Source organism: Paeniglutamicibacter sp. NPDC091659, assembly GCF_044756805.1.
Lineage (GTDB): Bacteria > Actinomycetota > Actinomycetes > Actinomycetales > Micrococcaceae > Paeniglutamicibacter.
Genome location: NZ_JBIVTO010000012.1, coordinates 81,746 through 106,897, shown reverse-complemented (window position 1 = coordinate 106,897; position 25,152 = coordinate 81,746). Strand labels below are relative to the sequence as shown.

Genomic DNA, 25,152 nt, shown 5'->3' with positions numbered 1-25,152 from the left:
GGTGGTTGTTTCCCGGAGCGTCGGATCCAAGACATGTCCCTTGTTAGAAGTGTCGATCGGTGGGCCCCGCTCGCAGTGGGACCCACCGACCTTTTCCATTTCCTAGACGGTCGACCCTTCGCGTGGTTTCTCCGTTAGGTTTGCCGGGACAGGCTGCGAATGGTGCGGCTCGTCCCGAAGTTCTTGCTGCAGCTCCCACAGCTGCACCTTGAGGTCCTCACGCACCTCTAGGTACGCGGGATCATGGTAGACGTTGCGCAGCTCATCCGGGTCCACGGCCATGTCATACAGTTCCCATTCGGGAACGAAGACTTGTTCCGAGGTGCCGGCGAGACCCATGCCGTCATTGTAGAAGTAGATCAGCTTGTGGCGCTCGGTGCGAATCCCGTAGTGGGCCAGCACGTGGTGGTTCTCGTCGTCGTTCTCGTAGTACCGGTAGTAGACGCCCTCGCGGGTGGGTGCCTGCGGGGAGGACGTGAGCTGCGGCAGGAAGCTCAGTCCCTGCATGCGCTCATGCGGCTCGATGCCGGCCGCCTCGAGGATGGTCTGGGCGAAGTCGACGTTCGTGACCATTTGCTCCATCGGGGCCCCAGGGGCGATGACGTTGGGGTACGAGATCAGCAGCGGCATGCGGATCGACTCCTCGTACATGAAACGTTTGTCGAACCATCCGTGGTCGCCCAGGAAGAAGCCCTGGTCGGAGGTGTAAAGCAACAGCGTGTCGTCGAACTCGCCGCGTTCCTTCAGCCTGTCGATGACCTTTCCGACGTTCTCGTCCACCGAGGCGACGCAGGCGAGGTAGTCCTCCATGTAGCGCTGGTACTTCCAGAGCGCCAGCTCGTCGGGCGCGAGGTCAGCGGGCGGCTCGACCTTCAGGTCGTCGAGGGTCAGGTGCTCGGCGACGCGCATGGCGGCGTGCCTTGCGGCGGACGACCGGCCAGCGTAGTCGTCGTTGAAGGTTTCCGGAACGGCGATCGGCTCCGCGTACATGCCCTCGTGCTTCGGGTGGGGCTGCCAGTTGCGGTGCGGGGCCTTGTGGTGGATGAGCAGACAGTACGGCTCATCGCCCTCGAGCGAATCGACCCAGTCCAGCGACAGGTCGGTGATGATGTCGGTGGCGTATCCGGGTTCGATGTGGACGCCGTCCTCGGTGAGGATCTGCGGGTCGAAGTACTCGCCTTGGTCGCGCAGCACCGCCCAGTAGTCGAAGGCCTTCGGGTTGTGGGCTTCGCCCTCGCCCATATGCCATTTGCCCACGACGCCCGTCTTGTAGCCGGCATCCTTGAGCAGGGAGACGAAGGTCGGCTGGCTCGCATCAATCGGAGTGACCAAGGTGGTGACGCCATTGACGTGGGAGTGCGTCCCGGTGAGGATCGACGCACGGCTGGGCGTGCACAGTGAGTTGGTGCAGTAGCAGTGGTCGATGCGCCGGCCTGCCTGGGCGATCTCATCGATGCGCGGGGTCTGGTTCACCACCGATCCGTAGGCGCCGATGGCGTGTGCCGCGTGGTCGTCGGTGAGGATCAATACGATGTTTGGCCGTTTGGCGGTTCTGTTCATGGTTTCTTCGTGCTCCAAGAATGCTGTGGTGGAGGTGTGCCCAACTGTTCCGGGTGCGGCGCGGCGCTCGCGCCAGGCTGCGCCCAACCGCACCGGAACATGAGTTTTGCTGTTACTTGCCCGCTTCGGTGAACAGCTCGGAAGTGAAGTAGTCCTTCGGGTCCTTGGGGTCCGTGACCTTGCCGGCGCCGACGAAGTACTCGTTCATGCCGGTGAGCCAGGAGCCCACGGTGCCATCGGCGATCTTCGAGTCAAGTTCCTCGGCGGTGTAGTAGGTGCCGTTTCCGGCGTCGACCTTCACGGTTTCCAAGTCAAGCTTCATCATCTTCGCGGTGAGCTCGATGGTCGCTTCGAGGTTCTTGGCCCGGTAGTCGAGCGCCTCGCGGACGACCTGCAGAACCTTCTTCGTGGTTTCAGGGTTTTCCTCGACGAACTTGTTGGCGCCGACGAAGCCCGAGGCAAAGGCCACTTCGTCAACGAAATCCTTGTTGGAAGCCAGGATGTTCATGTCCGGGACCTGCTTCTCGACGGTCGAGATCAGCGGGTACCACAGCCCCGCAGCGTCGACCTGCTTCGAGGCGAACGCCGCAACGATGGTGGCCGGATCCATGGCAACCTTCTCCACGTCGTCCATTGTCATACCGGCCTTCTGCAGGGCCAGGTTCAGGATCATGTCGCCACTGGTTCCCTCTGGAACGGCAACTTTCTTGCCCTTGAGATCCGCAATGGAGTTGATTCCGGCCTGGGCGATGACGCGGTCGCCGTTGCCGGTCGCGTTGACCGAAACCACCTTTGCTTCTCCCTTGGCCGGAAGCCACATGGCACCGGGGCCGATGTAGCCGAAGTCAAGGTCCTCGGTGCCCAGCGCCTGGATCTGCAGCGGACCGTTGGTGAAGACCGGGGTCTTGACCTTCAGCCCGTACTTGTCCCAGAGCTTCAGTTCCTGCGCGATGGCGTGAACGGAGGCACCGTTGAAGTCCGCGATGTAGCCGAATGTCACCTCGTCCTTGGCTGCCCCGCCGGCCTCGGCGCTGCCTCCCGAGGAACACCCCGTCAACGCCAGTGCCGCCACTGCCGCGATTGCCACTGCCGCACACTTAAAGATCATCTTCTTCATGTCCTTGTTCCTTCGGTTAGGCCGTCGTAGCCGACGGGGCCAGCGCAGAATCGTCTGCAGCTTCTTGGTGGTAAACAGCGTTCCAAACTCGGTTGCGCAGCGCGGTGAATTCCGGGCTCAATCGCGTCTCCTCGGTCCGCTGGTCGGGCAGGTCAACGTCGATGATTTCGTGGATTCTCCCGGGGCGGGCCGCCATGACAATCACCCTGTTGGCCAGGTAGACGGCCTCATCCACGTCGTGAGTGATGAATACGACGGTGCGCTTTTCGGCGCTCCAGGTTTCGCGAAGTTGCTCCTGCAGCTTGACCCGCGTCAACGCGTCGAGCGCGCCGAAAGGTTCGTCCATCAAGAGGATCGAGGGGTTCACCGCATAGGCGCGGGCAATCGCGCAACGCTGGCGCATGCCGCCGGAAAGCATCTTTGGCAACGCATCGGCGAACTGCCCCAGGCCCACGAGGTTGATGAAGTGGTCAGAGATTTTCCGGCGCTCCGCCTTGGGCACCTTTGCGGTCTTCAGGCCGAATTCGACGTTCTCGCGAACCGTCAGCCATGGGAAGAGTGCGTATTGCTGGAAAATGACGCCGCGTTCGGGGCCGGGACCGTTTACCGCGACGCCGTCGACGAGCGCCTGGCCCGAGGAAACCGTCTCCAGGCCTGCGAGGACGTTCATCATCGTGGACTTGCCACAGCCTGAGGGACCGACGATTGTCACGAATTCGTTGTCGGCAACGTCGAGGGAGACGTTGTCCAACGCGGTGAATTGGCCGTTGCCAAGCGGGAAGACCTTGGTGATCCCTTGAACGGAAATTTTGGGGCTGCACGAGGTGCTGGTCATGGTGCTCATCGCCGTTCCTGCCAGGAAGTGAGTTTGTTTTCGGTAAAGAGAAGGACGCGGTCCATCAACAGCCCCAGGATGCCGATGACGATCAGGTTTACGAAGATGGTCGGTAGGTCGTAGTAGAGCTGCGCCTGCTGCATGCGGTACCCCAGACCTGCCTGCGCGGCAATCAGCTCGGCCGCGACCACCGTTGCCCAGGCCGCACCCAGGCCCACCCTCATGCCGACCAGAATGAAGGGCGTCGAGGCGGGGATGACCACGCGGGCAAAGATGCCGGCGTCCTTGGACCCGAGCACGCGCGCCGCGTTGATCAAGGTCTTGTCCACATTGACCACACCCTGGTAGGTGGAAATCACGCAGGACAGAAAGGCCGCCAGGAAGATCACGAAGATCTTGGGTTGTTCCCCAATGCCCATCAGGACAAGTACCAAGGGAATAATCGCAAGCGGCGGAATGGTCCTGAAGAACTGGATCCACGGTTCCATGATCCCGCGGGCCGCCGCGTACCAACCCATGAGGAAGCCGACCGGGATGGCCAGCAAGGTGCCGAGCGCAAAGCCTGCCAGGACGCGTCCCAGCGAGGCGCCTAGGTCGGCGATCAGGGTGCCGTCGGCAATTAGTTCCCCTGCGCGTTCCACGACCTGTGGCGGGGTCGGGAGGCGGAACCCGGACACCGAGAGAACCCACCACAAGGCAATGCCGCCAATGACGGAGATGACATTGAGGCTCAGCATCTTGCGCTTCTCGAGGCGCTTCTTTTCGGCCGGAGTGATGGTGGTTTGAGGCTTGGGGGCAGTCATCGTGCTCATCGGCTTGTGCCGTCCTCGGTGGTTGGCTGGATCATGGGGGTCTTGCTCCTTTGCAGCTGACAAATCTTGGGGAAGTGTTTCGGCGCTCATGGTTCCACCGAGTATCGTTCGAGCAGGCTCGAGCGTCGCAACACGGCGGCGATGGCTCCGCGGGCTCCGGCGTCGTCGCCCAACGCAGCGGTTCGGACCACGGGCGCCGCCTCGGGAATGGGGATGAGCTGGTAGCGGATGGCTGCTTTGACGTAGTCAAGGATCTGCGGGGCAACGGCCATGAGCGCTCCGCCAACGACGATCTCCGATGGATCCACGACTACGGCGAGTCCACCAAGGACCCGGCCGACGGCGTCCCCCACTTCATGCAGCACGGTTCCGACCACGGGGTCCTCGCGCTGGACCGCGCCAGCCAATTCCTCAAGGCCCTCGAGTACAAGTCCCTTTTCGGCACAGGCGGCAAGCACGGCCGGAACTGATGCGACGGTTTCCAGGCACCCCCGTTTGCCGCAGCGGCAAGTCTTCCCGTTGGGGTGCACGGCCACGGTGTGCCCGATTTCCCCGGCGTGGCCGAAGGCGCCTGTCGCCAGCGACCCGTCGACAACTAGCGCGCCACCGACTCCTTGGTCGAGGCGAAGGTAGATGAGGTGTTTGGGTGCCCCGCCCTCGGAACCCCAAATCGCTTCGCCCAGTCCGGCCAGACGCGAATTGTTGTCGATGGTGACGGGCGCGTCGAAGCGCTGTCGGAACAGCTTGGGCAATTCTCGAGCGCCCTCGAGGGCTATGGTGTCCTTGTTGTCGCGCCCCAGCGCCAATCGCGCCCCCTTCTCGGAGAAAGGCCCGGGGAATCCGATTCCGATGGCGTTTAGCGAGTCGAAGTGCACACCCGTGGATTCTTGCAGAGACTCAAGCAGCGCGAAAGCCACCGAGGCCCGTTCGGCCCACGTGGTTTCCGTGCCATATTCGAGCTTTCCGCTTGCCATGATCTCGTGACTTGCATCGGCAACCGAGACCCGGACCCGCGCATGGCTGAAGTCGATTCCGATGACTTGACCCGCTTCGGGATCGATCGCCAGGCGTTCGGCAGGACGTCCCCTACCCGCACGTTCGGACGGCGTGAGGGAGATGATGGCGCGGCGCTCAAGCAAGTTCGCGGTGATCTCCGAGGTGGTCGTACGCGAGAGCTTGACACGTTCGCGGAGTTCCGCCCGGCTCAACGCACCGTGCTCCCGCAGCGCTCGCATGATGCGCTCTTCGTGTGAACGCCTCAGCAGTGAGTGCGCTCCAGTGATCTGGGTCATAAAGCCCAACAGTATGGAGGCTGTTTTTTTCCGTCAACCATCCGGCAAAATTACGATCCCTTTTGACCAATAACCGGCAAATGTGACGTTCGCTAGCGCCGCGGCCCCCCGCTCGCCTCTGAGCACGCCACCGCCCAGATTAGCTTCGAGGCTTCGGGCAGGATCTCGAAAAGGCACATTTCGCGCGCTGACGGCCAACGCGAACACGGGGACGCACCATCCGTTTTCAGCGCCGGCGGGTGTCCGAAATTTCTGCTTTCGTGGTCTAAAAGAATTTCAGCATCGTCTATGAATATCGCGGCAGCAGGAATATTTTGCATGTCAATGCCCAAAGTTTGACTACTGCCGATCCGTCCAGTCGATTGATCGATTCTCGCCGGAAGATGAACGCCACTAACGGCAAATAGAATGAATATAACAATTTTAACAAGCTAATATTTACGATCAAAATTTCCAAATTTTCTGCAGAAATTTGACTTGTTGCACTCCAACTGTTGCCATGGGAGGGAGCCAGTTGCCACTGTCGAACCGAAGCCTGGCTCATTCGGAACCGCACGGACCGCCAGTTTTCGGTCATTTCTATCAGTGCGGCGCCTCTCCCTTGCCGGGATTGAGGCCGTGGAGCAAATTGTCATGCGGCGCTAAGTACGCCGCACCCGATGCAGGGGAACCCGACAAGGGTTCCTCTGCTGGGTTGCACCTCCAAACGCGCTTTCCCTGTGGCGCGGTTCCGAAGTGCCCGAACCCACGGGCAAATATTCGGTTCGAGAAATGAGGAGAAAGCATGAACATGCGAGTCGGAATCATTGGTGCCGGACCGAGCGGAATGGCACAGCTGCGAGCATTTGAGGCAGCAAGCAAGCAAGGCGCCGCCATGCCCGAAATCACTTGCTTCGAAAAGCAGTCGGACTGGGGTGGACAGTGGAACTACTCATGGCACACAGGCATCGACGGGGCCGGAGAATCAGCGCATTCATCGATGTACCGCCACCTATGGTCGAACGGCCCGAAAGAGTGCCTCGAGTTCGCCGATTACACCTTCGATGAACACTTCGGCCGCCCCATTTCCTCGTTCCCTCCACGCGCCGTCCTTTTCGACTACGTCAGTGGTCGCCTCGAAGAGTCCGACGTACGCAAGTACATCCGTTTCAACACCGCGGTGCGCTGGGTCGACTACGACGCGACAACAGAGCTGTTCACGGTTCAGAGCCAGAACGTGAAAACCGGGGAAAGTGAAACCCACGTCTTCGACAAGCTGGTGGTATCCACCGGACACTTCGCCGTACCCAACATCCCCGAATTCGAAGGAATCAACACCTTTCCCGGCGAAATCATGCACGCACATGACTTCCGTGGCGCCGAGCGGTTCGCCGGCAAGGACCTGTTGATGATTGGTTCGTCGTATTCGGCGGAGGACATCGGCATGCAGGCACACAAAATGGGCGCCGCCTCGGTGACCCTGAGCTACAGGTCCGCCCCGATGGGGTACGACTGGCCATCGACCACCGTCGAACGCCCCTTGGTCACCCGCTTCGAAGGTCGCACCGCACAATTCGCCGACGGCACCAGCGGCGCGTTCGATGCAGTGATCATGTGCACCGGGTACCTGCACAAGTACCCGTTCTTGCCGTCCGCCATGTCCATAAGCTCGGCCAACGTGTTGTACCCGGGGAACCTCTACAAGGGGGTAGTGTGGCAGCAAAACACCAACCTGTTCTATCTGGGCGCCCAGGACCAGTACTACACATTCAACATGTTTGACGCTCAAGCCTGGTTTGCCAGGGATGTCATGGTCGGGAAGATCGAGCTGCCGGCAGAGGAAGATCGGTCTTCCGACATCAATCGCTGGCTCGAACGCCAAAGCGCCCTCGAAGGCCACGACGCCGAGTCCGATTTCCAGACCGACTATGTGCGCGAGCTCATCAACACCACCGACTACCCGGAATTCGATCTTGACTCCGTCAACGCGCTCTTCAAGGACTGGATGCGCCACAAGAGCGAAGACATCCTGGGGTACCGCGACCAGACCCATCGCTCGGCGATCACCGGAACGATGTCGGAACCCCATCACACGCGGTGGATCAACGCCATGGACGATTCCCTGGAACGTTATCTCAATGGCCCCTCGGAGAACGTGAACACATATGCCATGGCAACCCTTGATGTCGAGGGGCGTCTCGCCGGCCACAAGTAGTTAGGGGCCTTTCCCCAGGAACTCGCGTCGGGCCTTCCACTATTCAGGGCGGGCCCGACGCCACTTGCAGCTTCCGCTGCCCCCGCTCAACGCAAAAGGGCTGTATGACAGGGCCCGCAGAATGCGGGATTCGTCATACAGCCCTTCCAGTTCCGTTCCCCGACAGGGTGGCGGTTTACTTGGCCGGCAAGTCCAATGACTGGCCAACGAAGATGAGGTTTGCGCTCGGAACAACGTCATGGTTCAGCGAGAACAAGTCCTGCCAGTTGTTCAGGCCCTGCGACTTGGCAATCTTGTACAGGGTGTCTCCGGACTTGACCGTGTAGTTCTTGCCCGAATCCTTCACGTTCACGTTCACCGCGGGGGCCTTGGTTGCAGGCGCGGCAACACGCTTGCCACTCGATGCGAAGCTCTTGGCGGGGACCGACTTGGTCTTGTATGCGGTCCGCTCATACGAACTCCCGGACAACTTCTTTGCCGTCGGGGCGTGGTAGCTCTTGTAGGAATTCTTCTGCGTGGTGGCCTTCTTGGCGGGGCTCGCATAGCTCTTCGAGACCGAGCCCTTGCCGCCGGAAAGTCCCAATTTGGCGGAGCATGCGGGCCATGCGCCCCAGCCCTGGCCAGCCTTGACCTTTTCGGCCACGCGGATCTGCTCAGACTTCGAGGCGTTGTGCGCGCTTCCCTTGCCGCCGTAAGCCTTCCATGTCGAGCTGCTGAACTGCAGGCCACCCTTGTAGCCGTTACCGGTGTTGATGTTCCAGTTTCCGCCGGATTCGCATTGCGCCAGGGCATCCCAGGTGTTGCCGCCGGCGGCGGAAGCCGGTGCCACGGACATTGCCATCGCCCCACCCGCCAAGGCCAGTGCCGCAACCGTTGCTGCACCGCGGCGAATGTTCTTTTTCTTGGTGTTTTGCTGGATCATGGTTCTCCAGTGCCATCCCCGCATAGGTCGTCCCCGACCATTGTGGCGTCGTTGTCCGGCGTCGCATTCGACGTCTGGGTGGCTACCGCCGCGCTGGACAACGGAGGATATCCGGCGGTAGGTGTATCGTGTTCCGCAACCTGCTGTTATAGAAACGTTACTTAATGACCGTACGGTACAACCCCCGCCTCAAGTCAACCCCGACGTCCACAATTTATACATTTGCACTAGTCAGCGCAGAGAAAAAAGTTCTTTCCACGAAAAACGGCACCACGGCAGCCTCAAGGGCCGCCATGGTGCCGTTACCAAGTCGAAATTTTTACTTGCTGACTAGTGCCGATGCAAGCACTTCCGGAAGGTCCTTGACGCCACCCAAAACCCATTCATGGGGGTGGGCTTCGAGCTGATCGCGGTCGAGCGCTCCGGTGAGTACACCCAGGGGTCGCACCCCGGCGTTGTGTCCGGCAAGGAGGTCCACGACGGTGTCGCCGCCGGCAATCACATTTCGAACGTTGTGTACGCCGGTGGCTTCCATGACACGGTGAATCAAGTAGGGCGCAGGTCGTCCCGCAGCCACCTCATCACTTGTCACCACGGCGTCCAGCAGTTCACCCTCGCCGATGCCCCATCCAAGCGTCTCCAGGATCGGTGCGGCCACATCACGGGAGAATCCAGTGGTCAGGCCAACCTTGATCCCGCGTGACTTCAATTCGCGCAGGGCGTCTTCGACTCCCGGCAAAGCCACCGGCGGGTTCGCAGCATAGAACTGCGCCAGCAACGCACGGAACTCATCGAATTGGCGGGCAACGACGATCGGGTCCGGAGTGATCCCGCCGAGTTCCATGAGTGCCGCGATGGCTTCGGTCTTGTCGGCGCCCATCCACGTTTGCAGGTCGTCCGCACTTACCGTCGCACCCGTTGCCTTGACGGATTCTTCCAACGCCCGGTAAACGTCCCCGTGCTCGTCAATGGTGGTGCCTGCCATGTCCAAAACTACAAGTTCAATCATTGTTCTTCCTTTATTTTTGTCGTTTTATGCCACCAAGGGAATGCGAACCAACGCAGCCCTTGTTTGCCTCGTATTTTCAATGACGAAGTTCGCCAAATGGGGCAAATACCTGTCGTCGGAACATTCCAAAACGCTTCCGTCTTTCCCGAAGGTCAGCCGGCGCTCACGCAACAGCGGGGCACCCTGCCGGATCCCCAGCAGGGAAGCGTCCACCTCATCGGCAGCCACCGCGTCAATCAGGTGCTTACCCCTGGAAAGATCAATTCCCAGCGAGGTCAGGTACCCAAAAATCGATCCGCTATCGGTATCGAAATCAAAAAGGGCGTTGCCGGCTTCCGGCACGAAGTTGCCCCGCTCCACCATGGTCGGAGCCCCGTCAAGCAGTCTCAGGCGCAATATCTGCACCACCGGGTCTCCTGGTTCAATGTTCATTTGACCCGCCAGGTACTCGTCAGCCCCACGTCGGGCAATCTCCAAGGTCTTTTGCCCCGGCACCCTACCCATGGAATGCGCCCACTCGGTAAAAGACATAAACGTGGCAAATGGCTGAGAAGGCACGGCATGGGCCACCACCGGAGGCTTGCCACGCCCTCCGGTGATCAGTCCCTCGCTGCGCAAGGTCGCCAAAGCCTGGCGAATTGTTCCACGGGAGACCTCGTGGGCACCGCAGAGTTCGGCCTCGCTGGGAAGGCCTTGGCCCTCCTTCCACGCCCCGGATGAAATCCGTTCGCGGAAAAGTTCGCTGAGACGCTGGTGCATGGGTTCTTCTGCTATCGGCAACACAATCTTGAGCATACAAGTGGAAATGGCATGATTTCGGGGTATTTGGCAAACGCTAAGTGAACAAATCGTGGACGATTAACGACCAAAATGAACCGTTGATGAACTTGTCTGAACAAGTGCCATTTCAGCTTGAAACGAGCATGTTCGATCAGCAAATATCAATGCCGTGAACATCTCTATTACGAATTCCACGGCCACCCAAGAACCGGTGGCGAGCAGCGACGTACTGATCGTCGGGGCAGGCATTATCGGTCTCGCCCACGCTGCTCTGGCCCACCAAGCGGGTCTGAGCGTTACCGTCATCGACCGCGACCACCGCGCCATTGGCGCCTCGATCCGCAACTTCGGCCATGCCTGCATCACCGCTCAGCACGGCGAACTCTACGACCTCGCCCAGGCAGGACGACGCCACTGGCTGCGTTTTGCGGACAAGGCCGGATTCTGGGCCGCCGAAGCCGGCGCCCTGGTGGTTGCAGCAACCGAAACCGAACTGCAGGTCCTGCGCGAGTTCTCGGATTCCCGCCCACCCGGCCAGGTCACCGTGTTGACTGCGGAAGAGGTCCGGGCCAAGCTCGGCCGGGAGAACACCGACGGCATCCGCGGTGGCGCATTCCTGGCGGATGACCTGCGCGTAGACCCGCGCTCTACCGTCGGCACCTTGGCAACTTGGCTGAACAAGCAGGACAACGCCGCAGTTCATTTCAACACCGCGGCGTTGGGCTTCGGCGAAGGAACCGAACGCCGGGCCCGCGTTGCCACCAGCAGGGGCGCCTACGAAGCCGATCAGGTCTTCATCTGCGTCGGCCACGATGTCGACTACCTGTTCCCGGACATCGCGGCCGAACACCAGATCAAGCGGTGCGCACTGCAGATGACCGCAGCTCCGGCACCGGAAAGCACGTCCATCGTCCCGGCGGTACTGACGGCCACGTCGATGCTGCGCTACGAAGCTTTCACCCACATGCCTTCGGCGAGCGCGCTGCGCGACCAGGTCAAGGCGGCCCGCCCCGACTTGTTGGACATCGGCGCCAACGTGATGTTCACCCAGCGGCCAGACGGCACGTTGCTGCTCGGGGACTCCCATTCCTACGCCCTGACCCAGCCGCCGTTCCTCACCGAGTCGACTTCCGACCTGCTGCTGCAGGCCGCCGCGCAAGTGTTGGGCGTGGAAGAGATCATCCCCACCGAACGCTGGCAGGGCGTCTACGCCTCATCCGACGTCGCACCGGTGCTGGTACGCGACATCACCGATTCCATCACTCTGGTCTCGGTCACCAGCGGGATCGGCATGACGCTCTCCTTCGGCCTGGCCGAGGCTAACCTCAACGCACTTCATTCTTCCCCGCTCGCAAACAGCAGCGCACGCTAAGGACCCGGAACACCATGAAACTCCCCCGCACACTCGCACTATCCCTGGCCACCCTGGCTGCCTTCACCATGGTTGGTTGCTCATCCGCCGAGGCGCCGGCCAACGCTGATGCCAAGGCCTCCAGCTTCTGCCCCAACGGCGAGCTGAAGTTCGGCATCGAGCCTTTCGAGGATCCCTCCAAGCTCGAACCCGCCTACAACGTCCTTGCCGCAGCGCTGGGCAAGGAACTGAACTGCAAGGTCGAGGTCCAGGTCGTTGAGGACTACGCGGCCGAGGTGCTCTCGATGCGCAACGGCAAGCTGGACCTTGGCCAGTTCGGCCCCATGGGCTACGTCTTCGCCTCCACCAAGGCCAACGCCGAACCACTGGTTTCCTTCGGCACCGCCGACGGCAAGCTCTCCTCCTACACCGCAGGCATCTGGGTGCCCAAGGACTCCCCGATCCAGGGCATCGACGACCTTCGCGGCAAGGACGTGGCCCTTGGCTCGGTCGGTTCCACCAGCGGCGATGTGCTTCCCCGCTACGGTTTGAAGACGGCAGGCATTGCCGAGGACGAGCTGAACATGAACTACGCCGGCGGTCACCCCGAGGCCCTGCTCGCCCTGACCAAGGGCACCGTCGACGCCGCACAGATCAACTCGCAGACCCTGGCCAGCGCGCAGGAGGCTGGAAACTTCGACCCGGCGAACTTCCGCCAGATCTGGAAGAGCGAAGAGATCCCGAACGACCCGATCACCGTTTCCGCCGACGCCGACCCCGCCTTCAAGGCAGCGGTGAAGGACGCGCTGCTCAACCTGGCGCCGGCCGACATCCAGGCAGTGGGCAAGTTCCTGGATGTCTCCCCCGCCGGGGGCCTGATCGAGGTCTCCAAGGAAACGTACTCCCCGCTCTTCGACCTTGCATCCACCATGGGCCTGACCGAGGACGACATCTAATGACAACGCTGAACCTGTCCAGGCCGCTGGCGTTGCCCGATACCGCCGCTTTCGCCACCGAGCCGATCCTGCGGGTATCGAACCTGACCAAGTCCTTCGGCGGCCGCACGGTCCTGGACGGCGTGGACTTCTCGCTGCACCGCGGATCCGTCGTCGCATTCCTCGGCGCCAACGGGTCGGGGAAATCCACCACCCTCAAGTGCGTCATGGGGCTGGAAAACCCCGAGGCCGGCTCCATCCAGCTGGACGGCACCGAGCTGTCCACCCTGCGCGGCGGCGAATTGACCCGCGCCCGCTCGTCGGTTGCCATGGTCTTCCAGAAGATCCACCTGGTTCCCCGGCGCACCGCACTGGAAAACGTCTGTGCCGGGGCCCTGGGCCGGATCAGCGGCCCGGCATCCTTCAGCCCGATGTTCTTCCCCCGCGAACTCAAGGAAGAGGCGATGGCCGCTCTGGCCCGCGTCGGCCTTGCCGACCGCGCCCACGACAAGGCCGGCCGGCTCTCCGGCGGCCAGGCACAGCGCGTGGCCGTGGCCAGGGCCCTGTGCCAGCGCGCCAGCGTCCTGCTCGCCGACGAACCCGTATCCGCGCTGGATCCCCGGGCGGCCGAGGAAGTCATGGCCCTGCTTGCGGAGCTGGCGCACGAGGAAAACCTCGCCGTCGCGGCCGTGCTGCACCAACCGGACCTGGCCATGCGCCACGCCGACCACGTCATCGGGCTGATCAACGGCCGCATCGAGTACTCCGGAGAGATCTCCGGCCTCGACGCTTCCATGCTGTCCCGCCTTTACACCCCGAATCGAGTCGCGGCATGAGCACGCCGGTTGCAACCCTCTCAGTACCCAAGGTCCCCAACGCCGGTTGGCGGATCACCTCCATCCTCACCGCCATCGCGGTGTTCATCGTGCTTCACGTCTTTGCGCTGCGCGGCACGGACTTCCAGCTCTCGGCCCTGGTCACCGGGGCCGAAGGAATGGCATCCTTCCTGGCCGATGCCTTCCCGCCGGACCTCGACTGGGAGTCCGTGGTGGCACCCGCGTTGAAGGCAACGACCGTCACGCTGTGGATCGGGCTGCTCGGCACCACCCTTTCCATCCCCAGCGCATTGCTGCTGGCGGTTTTCGCCTCGCGCACCACCACACCCCACCCGGTGGTGTACCAGCTTTCCCGGGCGGTCCTGTCCTTCTTCCGCGCGGTGCCAGACATCGTCTTCGCCCTCATCTTCGTGACCGCCGTCGGCCTCGGTCCGTTCGCCGGCGTCCTCGCCCTGATCTGCCACAACACGGGCGTGATGGGCAAGCTCTGGGCCGAGTCCATGGAGGAAACCGATTCCGGTCCGCAGCAGGCGCTCGCCACCGCCGGTGCCTCCCGGTTCCAGCAGGTCACCCACGCCGCACTGCCCATGGTGCTTGGCCAGTTCGTCGGCCTGCTGCTCTACCGCTTCGATGTGAATGTCCGCTCCTCCCTGGTGCTCGGACTCGTCGGTGCGGGCGGCATCGGCCTGCTGATCAACCAGTCCATCAAGTCCTTCCGCTTCGACGCGATGCTCACCCAGATCCTGGTGGTCCTGGTCCTGATCGTCCTCGTCGACCAGCTTTCCTCCTTCATCAGGCGCAAATTGGAGGTCTGATCGCAGACTTTGATCGGCATTCATTTAGACTGAAGGTTCCAACAAACCCCATAGAGACGGAGCGTCTTCGGTGAATCGCGGCGTTCTTGCCTCCATCATTGCCTCGGCACTGTTCGCAACCATTTTCCTCATCTCGGGTTCCCTGAGCGGCATCGGGCCGAACGAGGTCTATGGCTGGCGGATAGTGCTGACCTTGTTGATCCTGGTTCCGGTGTACGCGCTGGTTCCGGGGCGGCGGGCGGAGATGACGGCGCTGCTCGGTCGGGTCAAGGCGCGCCCGGGACTGCTTGTCTACGGCGCGATCGCCAGCTCCCTGGTGGGCGTCCAACTGTGGCTGTTCATGTACGCACCGATGAACGGGTTCGCGCTCGCCACCTCGCTGGGCTACTTCCTGCTCCCCCTGGTCATGGTCGTCGTCGGGCGCCTGTTCTTTGCCGAAAAACTTTCCAGGTGGCAACAAATCGCCGTGGCGCTGGCGGCCGTGGGCGTCGGCCACCAGCTGCTCTTTGCCGGCGGCCTCGCCTGGCCAACGCTGCTGATCTGCCTGGGATACCCGGTCTACTTTGCGGCCAGGCGCAGGGCGCGCTTTGAATCCAACGCCGCGTTCACCTTGGAGATCCTGTTCCTGACCCCGCTGGCCGTCTACTTCATCCTCGCCGGTGTCCGCGAACCGGGCTCGTCCCTGGTGCCGGTGTTTGCCATCGGCATCCTGGGGGCGGTGGCCATGTTCCTGTACCTGGGCGCGGCGTCGTTGCTTTCGCTTTCGATCTTCGGCCTCTTGAGCTATGTCGAGCCGGTGCTGCTCCTGGTTGCGGCCGTGGCCATGGGCGAGCAGCTCTTCCTCCGGGATGCGTTCACCTATGCACCCATCGTTTTGGCCCTGACTGTCCTGGCCCTTGACGGGTTCAGGTCCTCGCGCTCGTTGCGCTGACGGTCGGTTCGCGTAGTGTGGGCTGGATAGCCGACACCATGTGGAAGCAGGTCCCAGCCCGTGAAGTTCCGGAAAAATGACGACCACAAGTTGCGCATGGATTCGTACCTGTATGCGTTCAAGCGCTCCGTCCGCGAATTCTCCCGGGACGGCGGAACCGACCTTGCCGCGGCCCTGACGTACTACGCATTCCTGTCACTTTTTCCGGGGCTGCTTGCGCTGATCTCCATGCTCTCGCTGCTGGGCAGCGGGCCCGAAACCCGGGAGTGGATGGTCCAAACGATCACCCAGATAGGCTCGGCACAGCTGGGCAAGAGCGCAGACGACCTGCTGGCCCAACTCGCCCGGAACACCGGTGCCGGGTGGACCCTTGTCCTTGGCCTGCTCGGTGCCTTGTGGTCCACCTCGGCCTATGTGGGCGCATTTGGCCGGGCCATGAACCGGACCTATGACACCGCCGAGGGCCGCCCCGCTTGGAAGTTGCGTCCCCAGATGTTCTTGCTGACGCTGGCCGTCCTGTGCCTGGCAGTGCTTGCCATCGCCATCGTGGTCTTGTCGGGGCCCGTCGCTCGGGGTGTCGGTTCCGTGCTGGGATTGGCAGACCAGACCCTGTTGGCATGGAACATCGCCAAATGGCCGATCCTCGTCGCCATTGCGGTCCTCATCGTTGCGATGCTGTACTACTTCACCCCGAATGTGCGCCAACCGGGATTCCGTTGGCTGAGCGTCGGCTCCTTTGTTGCTTTGCTGATCCTGGCACTCAGCACCGTCGGGTTCTCCTTCTTCGTAGCGAACGCCAGCAAGTACCAGGCGACGTATGGTGCCGTGGGCGGGGTCATCTTGCTGTTGCTGTGGATCTGGCTGGGCAATGTTTCCCTCCTGCTGGGGGCGGAACTGGATGCCGAGTTGGAACGCTCACGCCAGCTGAGGCGCGGCATGTCCTCGGAGAAAGTGCTGCACCTGCAGGCACGCGAGACCACGGGGATCGTGAAGGCGCAACTGGCATTCCTCGACGACGTGGACGCGGCGCGCGAGCTGCGCGTCAGGTCGGGCGGAAGCACCTATCCGGACCGGGATCTCGCAGGGCCGAGCATGCACTGGGGCCTGCTGGCAGGTGTTTTCGGTGCCGTCGGCGCCTACGTGCTGGGCAGGCGCCACGGCTCGGACGGCTAGGATCGACCGAGGTTGTGCCGCAGCGCGGCTTCAAGGTCCGCATGCCTGAATTCGTAGCCGCTGGCAACGAGCTTTTCGCTCGAAACCCTCTGGTCGGCAAACGCGAGCTCGGACGCGCCTTCTTCTCCCAATAGGAGCCGGGGGCCGAACTTCGGGACCGGAAGTCTTGCCGGCCTGCGCAGGACCTTGCCTAGTATCTGTGCATATTCCTTGGCCTGCACCGGGTTCGGTGCCACGGCATTGACCGGGCCGCTGAGGTCCGGAGTGAACAGTGCGTGGGCGTAGATTCCTGCCATGTCGTCGATGCCCACCCAGGATTGCCAGGCGTCGGCTCCCAACGGGCCGCCGAGCCCCAACACGTAGAGCGGCAGCAGTTGCTGAAGCATTCCCCCGGACGGGGTCTGAACCAGGCCCGTCCGAAAGTTCACCACACGGACGCCGGCTTCCAGCGCCGGTGCGCAGGCTTCCTCCCAAGCCAAACAGACCTCGGCAAGAAAGTCGTTTCCCGCGGGGGCGTCCTCGGCAAGCGGCAGTGCCGCGGAACCGGCATGCGGCGAGGCACCGTAGATCCCGATCCCGGATGCACAGAGAAGAGTGCGCTGCTTCCCGTCATGGGAAAGCGTCGCGAGGGTCTTTGCCAGAAGCTTCGTTCCGTCCACCCTGGACGACATGATTTTGCGCTTGGTCCCTTCGGTGAAGCGTCCGCCAATGGCGTGGCCGGCCAAGTTGACCACCGCGTCGACATCGGAAAGGTCTTCCGGGTTCAGGATGCCCAGTTCGGGATTCCAATAGATGCGGTCAACGCCGTTGGCGGCATCCCGGTTGCGGACAAGCCTCTTGACACGGTGTCCCCCGCCGCCGAGCAGGCCGCAAAGTTGGGTGCCGATCGTTCCCGTGGCGCCGCTCACCGCGATCGTCAGGGGCCGCGAGGCGTAGCGGGCATGGAACTTGAGATCGGCGCGCAACGTCCGTTCGCGGTAGCGGAAGACCTGGGTGAGTTCGCGTGTGAAAGCCTTCTCGCTGAGTGTCCGGGGTTGGTTCCACGGCAGCAGCCCCACGGCCGGCAGCTCGAACTCGACGACGTCGCGCATGAGCGTGCCGGGTTTTCCATCCACCGTGATGTCCGAAAAGAAATGCTGGTGTTCCCAGCGCGACAGCGGTCCGGATTCCATGATGTCCGTGAAACTGTGCCCCCGGTCCAGGGAAATGTGCTTGGCATGCCATGGGATTTCCGCGCGTACCCGGCCGGGCAGCCCCAAGGTCCGGGCACCTGTCGCGACTGCGGCGGTCAGGCCCATTCCCACGGTTCCGGGTGCAGCGACATCCAGGATTGCGCGTGAACCGACGTCGAGGCCACGGTCGGGTTCCTGCCGGATCGTCCCCATGAAAGGCGCAGAAAGCCGGGGCAATGCGCCCGGGCGTTCGAACCACGCGAAGACCGTGTCACGGTCAAACGGCAGACTCGTGTTGTATTCAAAAATCGCCATTGTTCGCACCCTTCAATCCACGTATCACCAAGCCTAGGCGAATCACCTTGATGTGCACCGGAAGGGATCTCAAATATTTTTTCGTTTCCGGGGTCCAAAACGTCGGTGCCGGCGAGTGTACTTGTCATATCGGCGCAAGCTGAAGGGAGCCGAAGATGACCACCGGGATGCCCGCGTACGCCACCTTGATGGAGCTGCGCAGCGCGGGTTGGACACTGCAGCAGATTTCGGACACGTATGGGGTCAGTGAAGCCAGTATTCGAAGCGCCCTTGCGCTCCATTTCATGTGGCGAAAGCCGGCCGCATAGGGCCATTGCGGGAACCCCGCAATCGCAAGATTCGCCATGGCGTTCGTCTGCCGCGATGCGCCGGCGGGTCGTCTAGAGCACGAAGGTGTCGTGAGCTACCAGTTCGTGGAGTTCAATGGTTCCGTCCGGCAACTTCCAATAATGAACGCGGCGTGCCGCGGCAACACCGCTTTCGACGCTCATCCTCCAGCAGGTCGCCCCGTCTTCGTCGCGAACCATCTGCGGATCGTCTCCGCCCATGCCGATGCGCTTCGGGTGCACTTCACGCGCCTTCATCCGGTCCGCGCGGCCCGTCAGCAGTTGCGTCAGCGCCTTCAGCGTCTTGGCCCGGAGGGCAGCGTCGTGGGTGTAGAAGGAAGCCGCGAACTTGGGACCTACCCGGTAGTTGTCGTTCCAGGGGTATTCCGACTTTTCATTCGCAGGCACACGTTCCACCCATTCCATGTACAGCTCGTGCCGCAAGGCCAACTCATCGTCGAGGAACTTCTCGCGCACGTTGGAGACAGCAACGACGTCATGGGACCGGGCCTTCTTCCGGGCCGCCTTGTGTGCCTCGTTCAGCGCCTCCGATTTGCTCTTCAACAGCGTTCGGAGTTTGTTTGCCTCGTCCCGATAGTGCACAACCTGTTCCAGCGCCAAGGCCAGTTCATCAATTGACCCGTTGTCCGCCTGGCGGCGCAGAACCGCCAATTGGGATTTGAGGGCATCGATTTTCAGCAGTGCCTGTCTCAAGGCGTCCCGCTGTTTCTCCGCCGTCGGAATCACCGGCATGTCCAGCGTCGAAGCGGCTTGCTCGGACTCGGAAAGTTCCGGAACATAGTCACGGTCCAAGGCCAACCACGGAGTCCCTCCGCGAATCAGTGCGGGGGCCGGGGCCACCGGCTCGTCGTCGTCCACGTCAACCAAAACCAGTTTCCGAACCCCGGCGGCGTTCACCAGGCGGGCCACGACGACTTGTCCCGGGGCCAACAAGGAATCGACATCATCAAGTTCGTTGGAGGAGACGTCTTCGCGCCAGACCGTGATCTTTTCCCCGGGCATCGGAGTCAACACGGCAAACTCCGTGTTTGCTTCCAGGACCAGGCAAAGGACAACTTGGTTCCAGGAATAGTGTTGCAAAAGGCGCGGATTGGTCAACGAGTCACGAAGCGACAACTGTTGCTTCTTTGGATCATAGACACCGCTGAGCCTGCTGCCTTCGCTGAAAACCCAGGTAAGCGGCGCGTCGACATAGATGTCCTCGCTCTTCAGTTCGGCGGTCTTCCCGGTGTCCAGCGCAACGTCTGCGGTGAAACCGTTGTCACGGAAACCCTTGACGATTCCCGAAACCAGGGCGGTGTGGCTGCTTGTGGCAGTCGAGATCAAACCTGGGGAAGCGATGGTGCGGACGGGTTCGGCAGCGCGGCGGCCCGGTCCTGGGGTTGGCGCAGTGGGCACCACCAGCGTTCTTGGGTTGGGCAGGAAAAGAACCTCGTCAATAACTTCGTTCGTGATCTGTTCAACGGAATCCCCGGGACGAACGATGTGCGGCTTGCCCGGCGGCATGCCGTCCTCACTGATGCCGATCGGATACACACGTGCCGCCGTTCCGAACACGTCCCAGCCCCGAGGAAGATTGTCGCGTAGCTCGTAAGTGATGCGGCCCGAAGATACTTCGATGACCTCCGCCCAATCCTTGACTTCCTCATAGATTGCTTCGGTGTTGAAGTCGGCGCAGTCACGTCGCAAGCTGCTCGTAACGATGATTGAGTGCAACCGACGGGGCTGCATGAGGTGAAGCGCCAGTTCCGCCCCGGAGAACTTCCAGCTTTGTACGCCCATGGCTTGCTCCCCCCGTCGCTGCGCTGGAATCGGAATCTTGTGATTGTGGCTCTAACTTACCCGAGCCTGTCTCCAATCCATCGGCTAAATGCCCAAAGTTTGGCGGGAATCCGGGTTCTTGCGGACCACTGCGTGATTCATTGGGGTTTTGACCTAGCCCTTTTCGTTGGGTACTCCCAGTGAAACCCTCAACCGAGACTGGAGTGTCGCAACCTGATCCAGCAGCGATACGGTTTTGGCGGGCATACCCATGCGATCAGGCCTGCAGCATCAGGGCCAGCATCATCGTTGAGACCACGACGCAGGCACCCACGACAACGATGAACCCCAGCAGCCAAAACCATGCCGGCAGCCAGCTTCGCGTCGCCAGCAAATAGGCATCGGAAGATGCGATAAGTTCCCTTCTGCTGATGTGGACGCCCAGGACCTTGAACAAATCACGGACCCCGCCGATCAGGAGCATGAGTCCCAGCGACAGGACAACCCATGCGATTGCGTACTTTGGAGTGAACACCACCAATAGCTGCGCGATCGCTGCGGAGGACAGTGCCACCATGATCCCCACCCAGTTGCGCAGGAAAATCAGGGACACAAGCAAGATCAGGGCCCCTACGGACAATGCGGCAGATCCGAAGCCGAAGTAAGTCGACCCAATCAGCATTGCCCCCACCAGAGCCGGAACCGGATAGCCCCAGAACCCGCTCCACGCCGCGGAGAAGCCCGGCTTTCCGCTACTGACCAACTCGCCGGAGTGGTCAAGCCCGATCTTGAGCCCATGGACAAACCTGCCGGTCATGAGAGCCGCAAATGCATGCCCGAGTTCGTGGACAAAGGTCACGTAGAGACCGAAATATCTCCACGTGGCTCTGGGCACCGTAAGCAGAATGCAGACGGTAATGATTGCCAGGATCGGGAACATCGTGAAGCTCAGCGGATCGGTTTGAACGAACCCTTGAAGTACCGCCTGCCACCACGTGTCTAGTATCTGCATTTGCCAACCCTACTGGTGCACCCTGTGGACAAGTGGAGACTCCGAACGACATGAGTGCGGACTGGTTTCGCGCTCCCGAAGAATTCCCTTGTTACCGACGACCCAAAAAATAATGAATGTATGTTCGAAGACTTTACAGGGACGAATTCAAGGTTCGAAAATCAAGTGGCTTTCTGAATGGTTTCTGAATCAACGGCAGCCTCTATTGCCCGGAAAACCGGTTGAGGAACGGACGAAACACAGAGGGGAAATGTGACCGATGCCTGATATCTTCACAGCGTCCACACAACTTCCATTCATAAAGTTGAGCACTCAACTAACTTTTTTCGAAGGAGGCACCCCTCGTTGAAGCGACTGTTCGGCTTGTTGCTTGCGTTGGCCCTCCTGTTGCCGCTGTGCCTGTCCAACGGGGCTGCCTCGGGCGCAAGGACTCAAGAGTTGGTTGTTGCCGGCGAGACACATTGCCCGGTGGACATGCCAAATCACCATTACTGCGCACCGGCTGCCGATCCGGTCCCAAATATCTCCCAGATTGCGCCCCGGCCGGACTCAAACGAATTGTTCGGGGCTTCTCCCGCTGTCGTTGCCGAGATGACAAGACTTCCCCGGGCGCAGGATTCCCCCGCCCCTGATCTGTATCAGCTTTCAATCACACGCATATAGGCAGCCTGCCGATAGCTGTCCCCGCGCGCCTGCTATCCAAGGGCGCATTCACTACGTGTATCCAAGGACCAATTTAATGTCCGATTCAAAAACGTCGCGTTCCCTGATCATTGCCCTGGCGGCATTGGTCATTGCCATGGGTTTCGGTGGCTGGATGCTGGGCACCGCCAGTCCGCGCAGCCCCTATCCGTCCGAGGCATCGCCCGAAGCCGGTTTCGCACGCGACATGCAGACCCATCATCAGCAGGCCGTCCAACTGTCAATGATCATCCGGGACAACTCGACCAATGAAGCGGTCCGTTCCTTTGCCTACGACATAGCCCTGACCCAGCAGCAGCAATCCGGGCAGATGTATGCCTGGCTTGAACTCTGGGGGCTGCCGCAATCCGGTGAATCCATGACCTGGATGAACGACCTGCTCACCGAGGACTCCTCGCACGCCAGCCACGGGACCCCGACCTCGAAAGAGGCCCACACCATGGCGTCGATGGGCATGGCGACCCAAGAGCAGATCAAGGCACTGACCGCGGCCCGCGGCACCGAAGCAGACCGCCAATTCCTGACCCTGATGATCGCCCACCACAAGGGCGGCGTCGAAATGGCACAGGCGTACCTGGACCGCGGACGCGACCCCATGGTGCGCACGTTCGCCCAAAAAATCGTTATGACCCAAGAAGCCGAAATTTCGGCCCTGACCCAGCTGTTGGATCAGCTGGACTAAAGGATTCCAACCATGAACAAACGTGAAGAAGCCCAAGCCGTCATCGCCAAGGCAAAGGCCAAGGAAAAACGAACCAAGATCCTTACCATCTCCATTGCGGCGGCGGCCGTTCTGGCCATCGCGGTGCCGACGGCCGTCGTGCTCAGCGGGGCCGCACAGGAAAAGGCGGCGGTGAAGTCGGCCGCAGCCGCACCCATCGACGGCGTGCAGAACTACACGATCGGCGCGGCCAACCACACCCAAGCCCCCGTGAAGTACCCGCAGAAACCGGGCGTCGGCGGGGACCACTTCCCCGTCTGGGCCAACTGCGGCATCTACACGGAACCCATCCAGGAAACGGCCGGCGTCCATTCCCTTGAACACGGCGCGGTCTGGATCACCTACGACGGCATCAGCGACGCCGACGTCAAGGCCCTCGACGCAGTCGTCGGCGACCGCACCTACATGCTGCTCAGCCCGTTCCCTGGCCAGGGAGCAAAGATCAAGATCAGTGCCTGGGGCGAGCAGCTGAGCGTGGACTCCCCGACGGACCCGCGCATCCAGACCTTCATCACGAAGTACCGACAGGGCCCGCAGACCCCCGAGCCGGGTGCCGCGTGCACCGGCGGCATCTAGTAAGAAAGTAAAAGGAGAAGGAACATGTCACTTTTGCCCTCCGCCTTGGCGGGAACCGGATTGATCGGCGGCTTCGCCACGGCCCGATCCACCAAGAACCGCCCGCTGGGCGGCGCCGTCCTGGCCGCCGCCGGGACCGGTGCCTTCCTGCTGTGGAAGTCCAACGCGGGAACGCCCACGGCCACCGCGCTGAGCGCGCTTTACCTGGCCGCGTTCGGCGCCTCGCACCCGCTGGCCAAGAAGATCGGGGCATGGCCCGCCGTCAACACGGTGACCGCGGGAGTGGTCCTGTCATCCTTGGTTGCCGGCCGACGCCGATAGCTTAAACCCCTCCGGCAAACGGCGGCTGGACTGGTAGCTTGACTCCAGAAACCAATGTCGAGCTGTCTTACAAGGTGGTCATCCGCGTCATGCAAGCATTCAACATCCAGGTTGCATCAACGATGCCCGCCCAAGTCCAGCCGGCCGTGTTGCTGTGCGACAGGCACCCGGCGCAGGACATTGCGTTCACCGTGATCGACGCGAACCTCGACTCGGTGGACCTGAGCTACGCACAGCTGAAGGACCGTTCGGAGCGGGCCGCGGCGCTCTTCGCGTCCCTGGGCATCAAGCCCGGGGACCGCGTGGCAACGCTGATGTCCAAGAGCGCCGAACTGGTCTACGTCCTGTTGGGGCTGTGGCGCCTGGGCGCCGTCCACGTGCCGCTCTTCACCGCCTTCGCCACCCCGGCCATCGAGGTCCGTGCGGCGGGAGCCAACGCGAAGCTGATCGTGGCCGACGAGTCGCAGCTGCACAAGCTCGCCGCGCTGGACCACCCGGTGCTTCGCACCGCGGAACTCGGGGCCCTGCTCGAGGAACAGCCGACCGGCTTCGAGGCGTGCACCCGTTCGCTGAACGACCCGCTGGTGGAAATCTTCACCTCGGGAACCACCGGCACGCCCAAGGGCGTGCCGGTGCCTGTGCGTGCGCTTGAGGCGTTCCACATCTACTTCAGCTACGGCCTCGATGTGCGTCCGGACGACGTCTTCTGGAACGTGGCTGATCCCGGGTGGGCCTACGGCCTGTACTACGGCATCCTGGCGCCCCTCTATGCCGGGCGCCGCAACCTCTTGCTGACCGCGGGGTTCGATGCCGACACCTGCTGGGAGGTGCTGGCCAGGTTCTCCGTGACCAACTTCGCCGGGGCCCCCACCATCGTGCGCTCGATGCGGGCGGCGAAGCCCGCGGGCGTTCCGGGCCTGAAGCTCCTGCGGGCGTCCTCGGCCGGCGAACCGCTCGATGCCACGACGATCGCCTGGTCCGAATCCGTCCTGGGCGTTCCCGTCCGCGACCACTACGGGCAGACGGAGATGGGCATGTGCATCGTCAACGGGTGGGCGCCGGAGGTCATCGACGAGATCAAGCCCGGTTCGATGGGCCGCCCCATGCCCGGGTACTCGGCCTGCGTGCTGCAGGAGGACAACGACGAGTACGCCCCGACGGGCACCCGCGGACGCGTGGCAATCAACATCCCCGGGTCGCCGATGATGTGGTTCAACGGCTATTCCGGGGACCCGGAACGAACGGCCGCGCGATACTCGGACGACGGGCGCTGGTACTACACCGGGGACGCGGGCAGCATGGACGAGGACGGCTACATCTTCTTCTCCTCGCGCGACGACGACGTGATCATCATGGCCGGGTACCGGATCGGCCCGTTCGAGGTCGAGTCGGTGCTGGCAGCACACCCGGACGTCCTTGAATCGGCCGTCATCGGCGTCCCCGACGAGCTTCGCGGCGAGGTGCTCATCGCCTATGTGGTGCTGCGCAACGGGCTTCGGGGCAGCGACGAGCTGACCGTCGAACTGCAAAAACTGGTCAAGACGCAATACGCGGCGCACGCCTACCCGCGCCGCATCACCTATGTCGACGAACTGCCCAAGACCCCCTCGGGCAAGCTGCAGCGCTACGTGTTGCGGGAGGCCGAATCGTTGCGGGATTGAGT

At 62.0% G+C, this 25,152-nt stretch carries 22 protein-coding genes; 11 read left to right on the top strand and 11 right to left on the bottom strand.

What is annotated here, in order from left to right; all coding sequences use genetic code 11:
• Nucleotides 1-102 precede the first annotated feature (102 nt).
• The 5 genes from ACIQLF_RS18775 to ACIQLF_RS18755 form a co-directional block, all read right to left on the bottom strand.
• Nucleotides 103-1,560: a sulfatase gene (locus ACIQLF_RS18775; RefSeq protein WP_400301853.1), complete on the bottom strand. Its 1,458-nt coding sequence runs from the start codon at nt 1,558-1,560 to the stop codon at nt 103-105.
• Between the two features lie 112 nt (nt 1,561-1,672).
• Entirely contained in the window at nt 1,673-2,677 is a 1,005-nt protein-coding gene (locus ACIQLF_RS18770) for an aliphatic sulfonate ABC transporter substrate-binding protein (RefSeq protein ID WP_400301850.1), read from the bottom strand.
• Between the two features lie 16 nt (nt 2,678-2,693).
• Complete coding sequence (locus ACIQLF_RS18765; RefSeq protein ID WP_400301848.1) at nt 2,694-3,521, bottom strand: ABC transporter ATP-binding protein; 828 nt, start codon at nt 3,519-3,521, stop codon at nt 2,694-2,696.
• Nucleotides 3,518-4,324, bottom strand: coding sequence for an ABC transporter permease (locus tag ACIQLF_RS18760; RefSeq protein ID WP_400301846.1), 807 nt, complete (start codon nt 4,322-4,324; stop codon nt 3,518-3,520). Before ACIQLF_RS18760 ends, ACIQLF_RS18765 begins: the two co-directional genes overlap by 4 nt.
• 86 nt (nt 4,325-4,410) lie before the next feature.
• A complete protein-coding gene (locus tag ACIQLF_RS18755) occupies nt 4,411-5,616 on the bottom strand; it encodes an ROK family protein (protein ID WP_400301843.1) in 1,206 nt (401 codons plus the stop codon).
• 784 nt (nt 5,617-6,400) lie between these two features.
• On the opposite strand from ACIQLF_RS18755, the gene ACIQLF_RS18750 reads away from it, so the two are divergent.
• Nucleotides 6,401-7,810 (top strand): NAD(P)-binding domain-containing protein, encoded by a 1,410-nt coding sequence (locus ACIQLF_RS18750; protein ID WP_400301840.1) that lies wholly within the window; start codon nt 6,401-6,403, stop codon nt 7,808-7,810.
• A 175-nt stretch (nt 7,811-7,985) separates the two neighbouring features.
• Here ACIQLF_RS18750 and ACIQLF_RS18745 read toward each other — a convergent pair whose 3' ends face one another.
• The 3 genes from ACIQLF_RS18745 to ACIQLF_RS18735 all read right to left on the bottom strand — a co-directional run bounded on the left by ACIQLF_RS18745 (nt 7,986) and on the right by ACIQLF_RS18735 (nt 10,536).
• Nucleotides 7,986-8,732, bottom strand: a complete 747-nt coding sequence (locus tag ACIQLF_RS18745) for a transglycosylase family protein (RefSeq protein WP_400301837.1) — start codon at nt 8,730-8,732, stop codon at nt 7,986-7,988.
• Nucleotides 8,733-9,051: 319 nt separating this feature from the next.
• Nucleotides 9,052-9,741 (bottom strand): phosphonatase-like hydrolase, encoded by a 690-nt coding sequence (locus tag ACIQLF_RS18740; protein ID WP_400301834.1) that lies wholly within the window; start codon nt 9,739-9,741, stop codon nt 9,052-9,054.
• A 24-nt stretch (nt 9,742-9,765) separates the two neighbouring features.
• Nucleotides 9,766-10,536: a GntR family transcriptional regulator gene (locus ACIQLF_RS18735; RefSeq protein ID WP_400301831.1), complete on the bottom strand. Its 771-nt coding sequence runs from the start codon at nt 10,534-10,536 to the stop codon at nt 9,766-9,768.
• A 154-nt stretch (nt 10,537-10,690) separates the two neighbouring features.
• Here ACIQLF_RS18735 and ACIQLF_RS18730 point away from each other — a divergent pair, with 154 nt between their 5' ends.
• The 6 genes from ACIQLF_RS18730 (at nt 10,691) to ACIQLF_RS18705 (ending at nt 16,562) form a co-directional block, all read left to right on the top strand.
• On the top strand, nt 10,691-11,893 hold the full coding sequence (locus ACIQLF_RS18730) for a TIGR03364 family FAD-dependent oxidoreductase (protein ID WP_400301828.1): 1,203 nt from the start codon (nt 10,691-10,693) through the stop codon (nt 11,891-11,893).
• A 14-nt stretch (nt 11,894-11,907) separates the two neighbouring features.
• Nucleotides 11,908-12,828 carry a phosphate/phosphite/phosphonate ABC transporter substrate-binding protein gene (locus ACIQLF_RS18725; RefSeq protein ID WP_400301825.1) on the top strand — a complete coding sequence of 307 codons (921 nt, stop codon included), beginning with the start codon at nt 11,908-11,910 and terminating at the stop codon, nt 12,826-12,828.
• Nucleotides 12,828-13,643 (top strand): phosphonate ABC transporter ATP-binding protein, encoded by an 816-nt coding sequence (locus ACIQLF_RS18720; protein ID WP_400301822.1) that lies wholly within the window; start codon nt 12,828-12,830, stop codon nt 13,641-13,643. Before ACIQLF_RS18725 ends, ACIQLF_RS18720 begins: the two co-directional genes overlap by 1 nt.
• Nucleotides 13,640-14,458, top strand: coding sequence for a phosphonate ABC transporter, permease protein PhnE (gene phnE / locus ACIQLF_RS18715; RefSeq protein ID WP_400301820.1), 819 nt, complete (start codon nt 13,640-13,642; stop codon nt 14,456-14,458). The genes ACIQLF_RS18720 and phnE overlap by 4 nt, the downstream gene beginning before the upstream one ends.
• Before the next feature lie 70 nt (nt 14,459-14,528).
• Nucleotides 14,529-15,389, top strand: a complete 861-nt coding sequence (rarD, locus tag ACIQLF_RS18710; protein WP_400301817.1) for an EamA family transporter RarD — start codon at nt 14,529-14,531, stop codon at nt 15,387-15,389.
• A 60-nt stretch (nt 15,390-15,449) separates the two neighbouring features.
• Nucleotides 15,450-16,562, top strand: a complete 1,113-nt coding sequence (locus ACIQLF_RS18705; RefSeq protein WP_400301814.1) for a YihY/virulence factor BrkB family protein — start codon at nt 15,450-15,452, stop codon at nt 16,560-16,562.
• Here the strand turns inward: ACIQLF_RS18705 and ACIQLF_RS18700 are convergent.
• The 3 genes from ACIQLF_RS18700 to ACIQLF_RS18690 form a co-directional block, all read right to left on the bottom strand.
• The gene (locus ACIQLF_RS18700) at nt 16,559-18,049 is read right to left on the bottom strand and encodes a TIGR01777 family oxidoreductase (protein WP_400301811.1); all 1,491 of its coding nucleotides are present in this window, start codon (nt 18,047-18,049) and stop codon (nt 16,559-16,561) included. The genes ACIQLF_RS18705 and ACIQLF_RS18700 overlap by 4 nt on opposite strands.
• Before the next feature lie 380 nt (nt 18,050-18,429).
• The gene (locus ACIQLF_RS18695; protein ID WP_400301808.1) at nt 18,430-20,178 is read right to left on the bottom strand and encodes a hypothetical protein; all 1,749 of its coding nucleotides are present in this window, start codon (nt 20,176-20,178) and stop codon (nt 18,430-18,432) included.
• Nucleotides 20,179-20,434: 256 nt separating this feature from the next.
• A complete protein-coding gene (locus ACIQLF_RS18690) occupies nt 20,435-21,169 on the bottom strand; it encodes a M50 family metallopeptidase (protein ID WP_400301805.1) in 735 nt (244 codons plus the stop codon).
• A gap of 739 nt (nt 21,170-21,908) precedes the next feature.
• On the opposite strand from ACIQLF_RS18690, the gene ACIQLF_RS18685 reads away from it, so the two are divergent.
• The 4 genes from ACIQLF_RS18685 to ACIQLF_RS18670 are packed head-to-tail and all read left to right on the top strand — an operon-like array spanning nt 21,909 to nt 25,150.
• The gene (locus tag ACIQLF_RS18685; RefSeq protein ID WP_400301802.1) at nt 21,909-22,553 is read left to right on the top strand and encodes a DUF305 domain-containing protein; all 645 of its coding nucleotides are present in this window, start codon (nt 21,909-21,911) and stop codon (nt 22,551-22,553) included.
• Between the two features lie 12 nt (nt 22,554-22,565).
• Nucleotides 22,566-23,168 (top strand): DUF3105 domain-containing protein, encoded by a 603-nt coding sequence (locus tag ACIQLF_RS18680; RefSeq protein WP_400301799.1) that lies wholly within the window; start codon nt 22,566-22,568, stop codon nt 23,166-23,168.
• A 24-nt stretch (nt 23,169-23,192) separates the two neighbouring features.
• Nucleotides 23,193-23,489, top strand: a complete 297-nt coding sequence (locus ACIQLF_RS18675; RefSeq protein WP_400301796.1) for a hypothetical protein — start codon at nt 23,193-23,195, stop codon at nt 23,487-23,489.
• A 38-nt stretch (nt 23,490-23,527) separates the two neighbouring features.
• Nucleotides 23,528-25,150, top strand: coding sequence for an AMP-binding protein (locus ACIQLF_RS18670; protein ID WP_400301794.1), 1,623 nt, complete (start codon nt 23,528-23,530; stop codon nt 25,148-25,150).
• Nucleotides 25,151-25,152 lie beyond the last annotated feature (2 nt).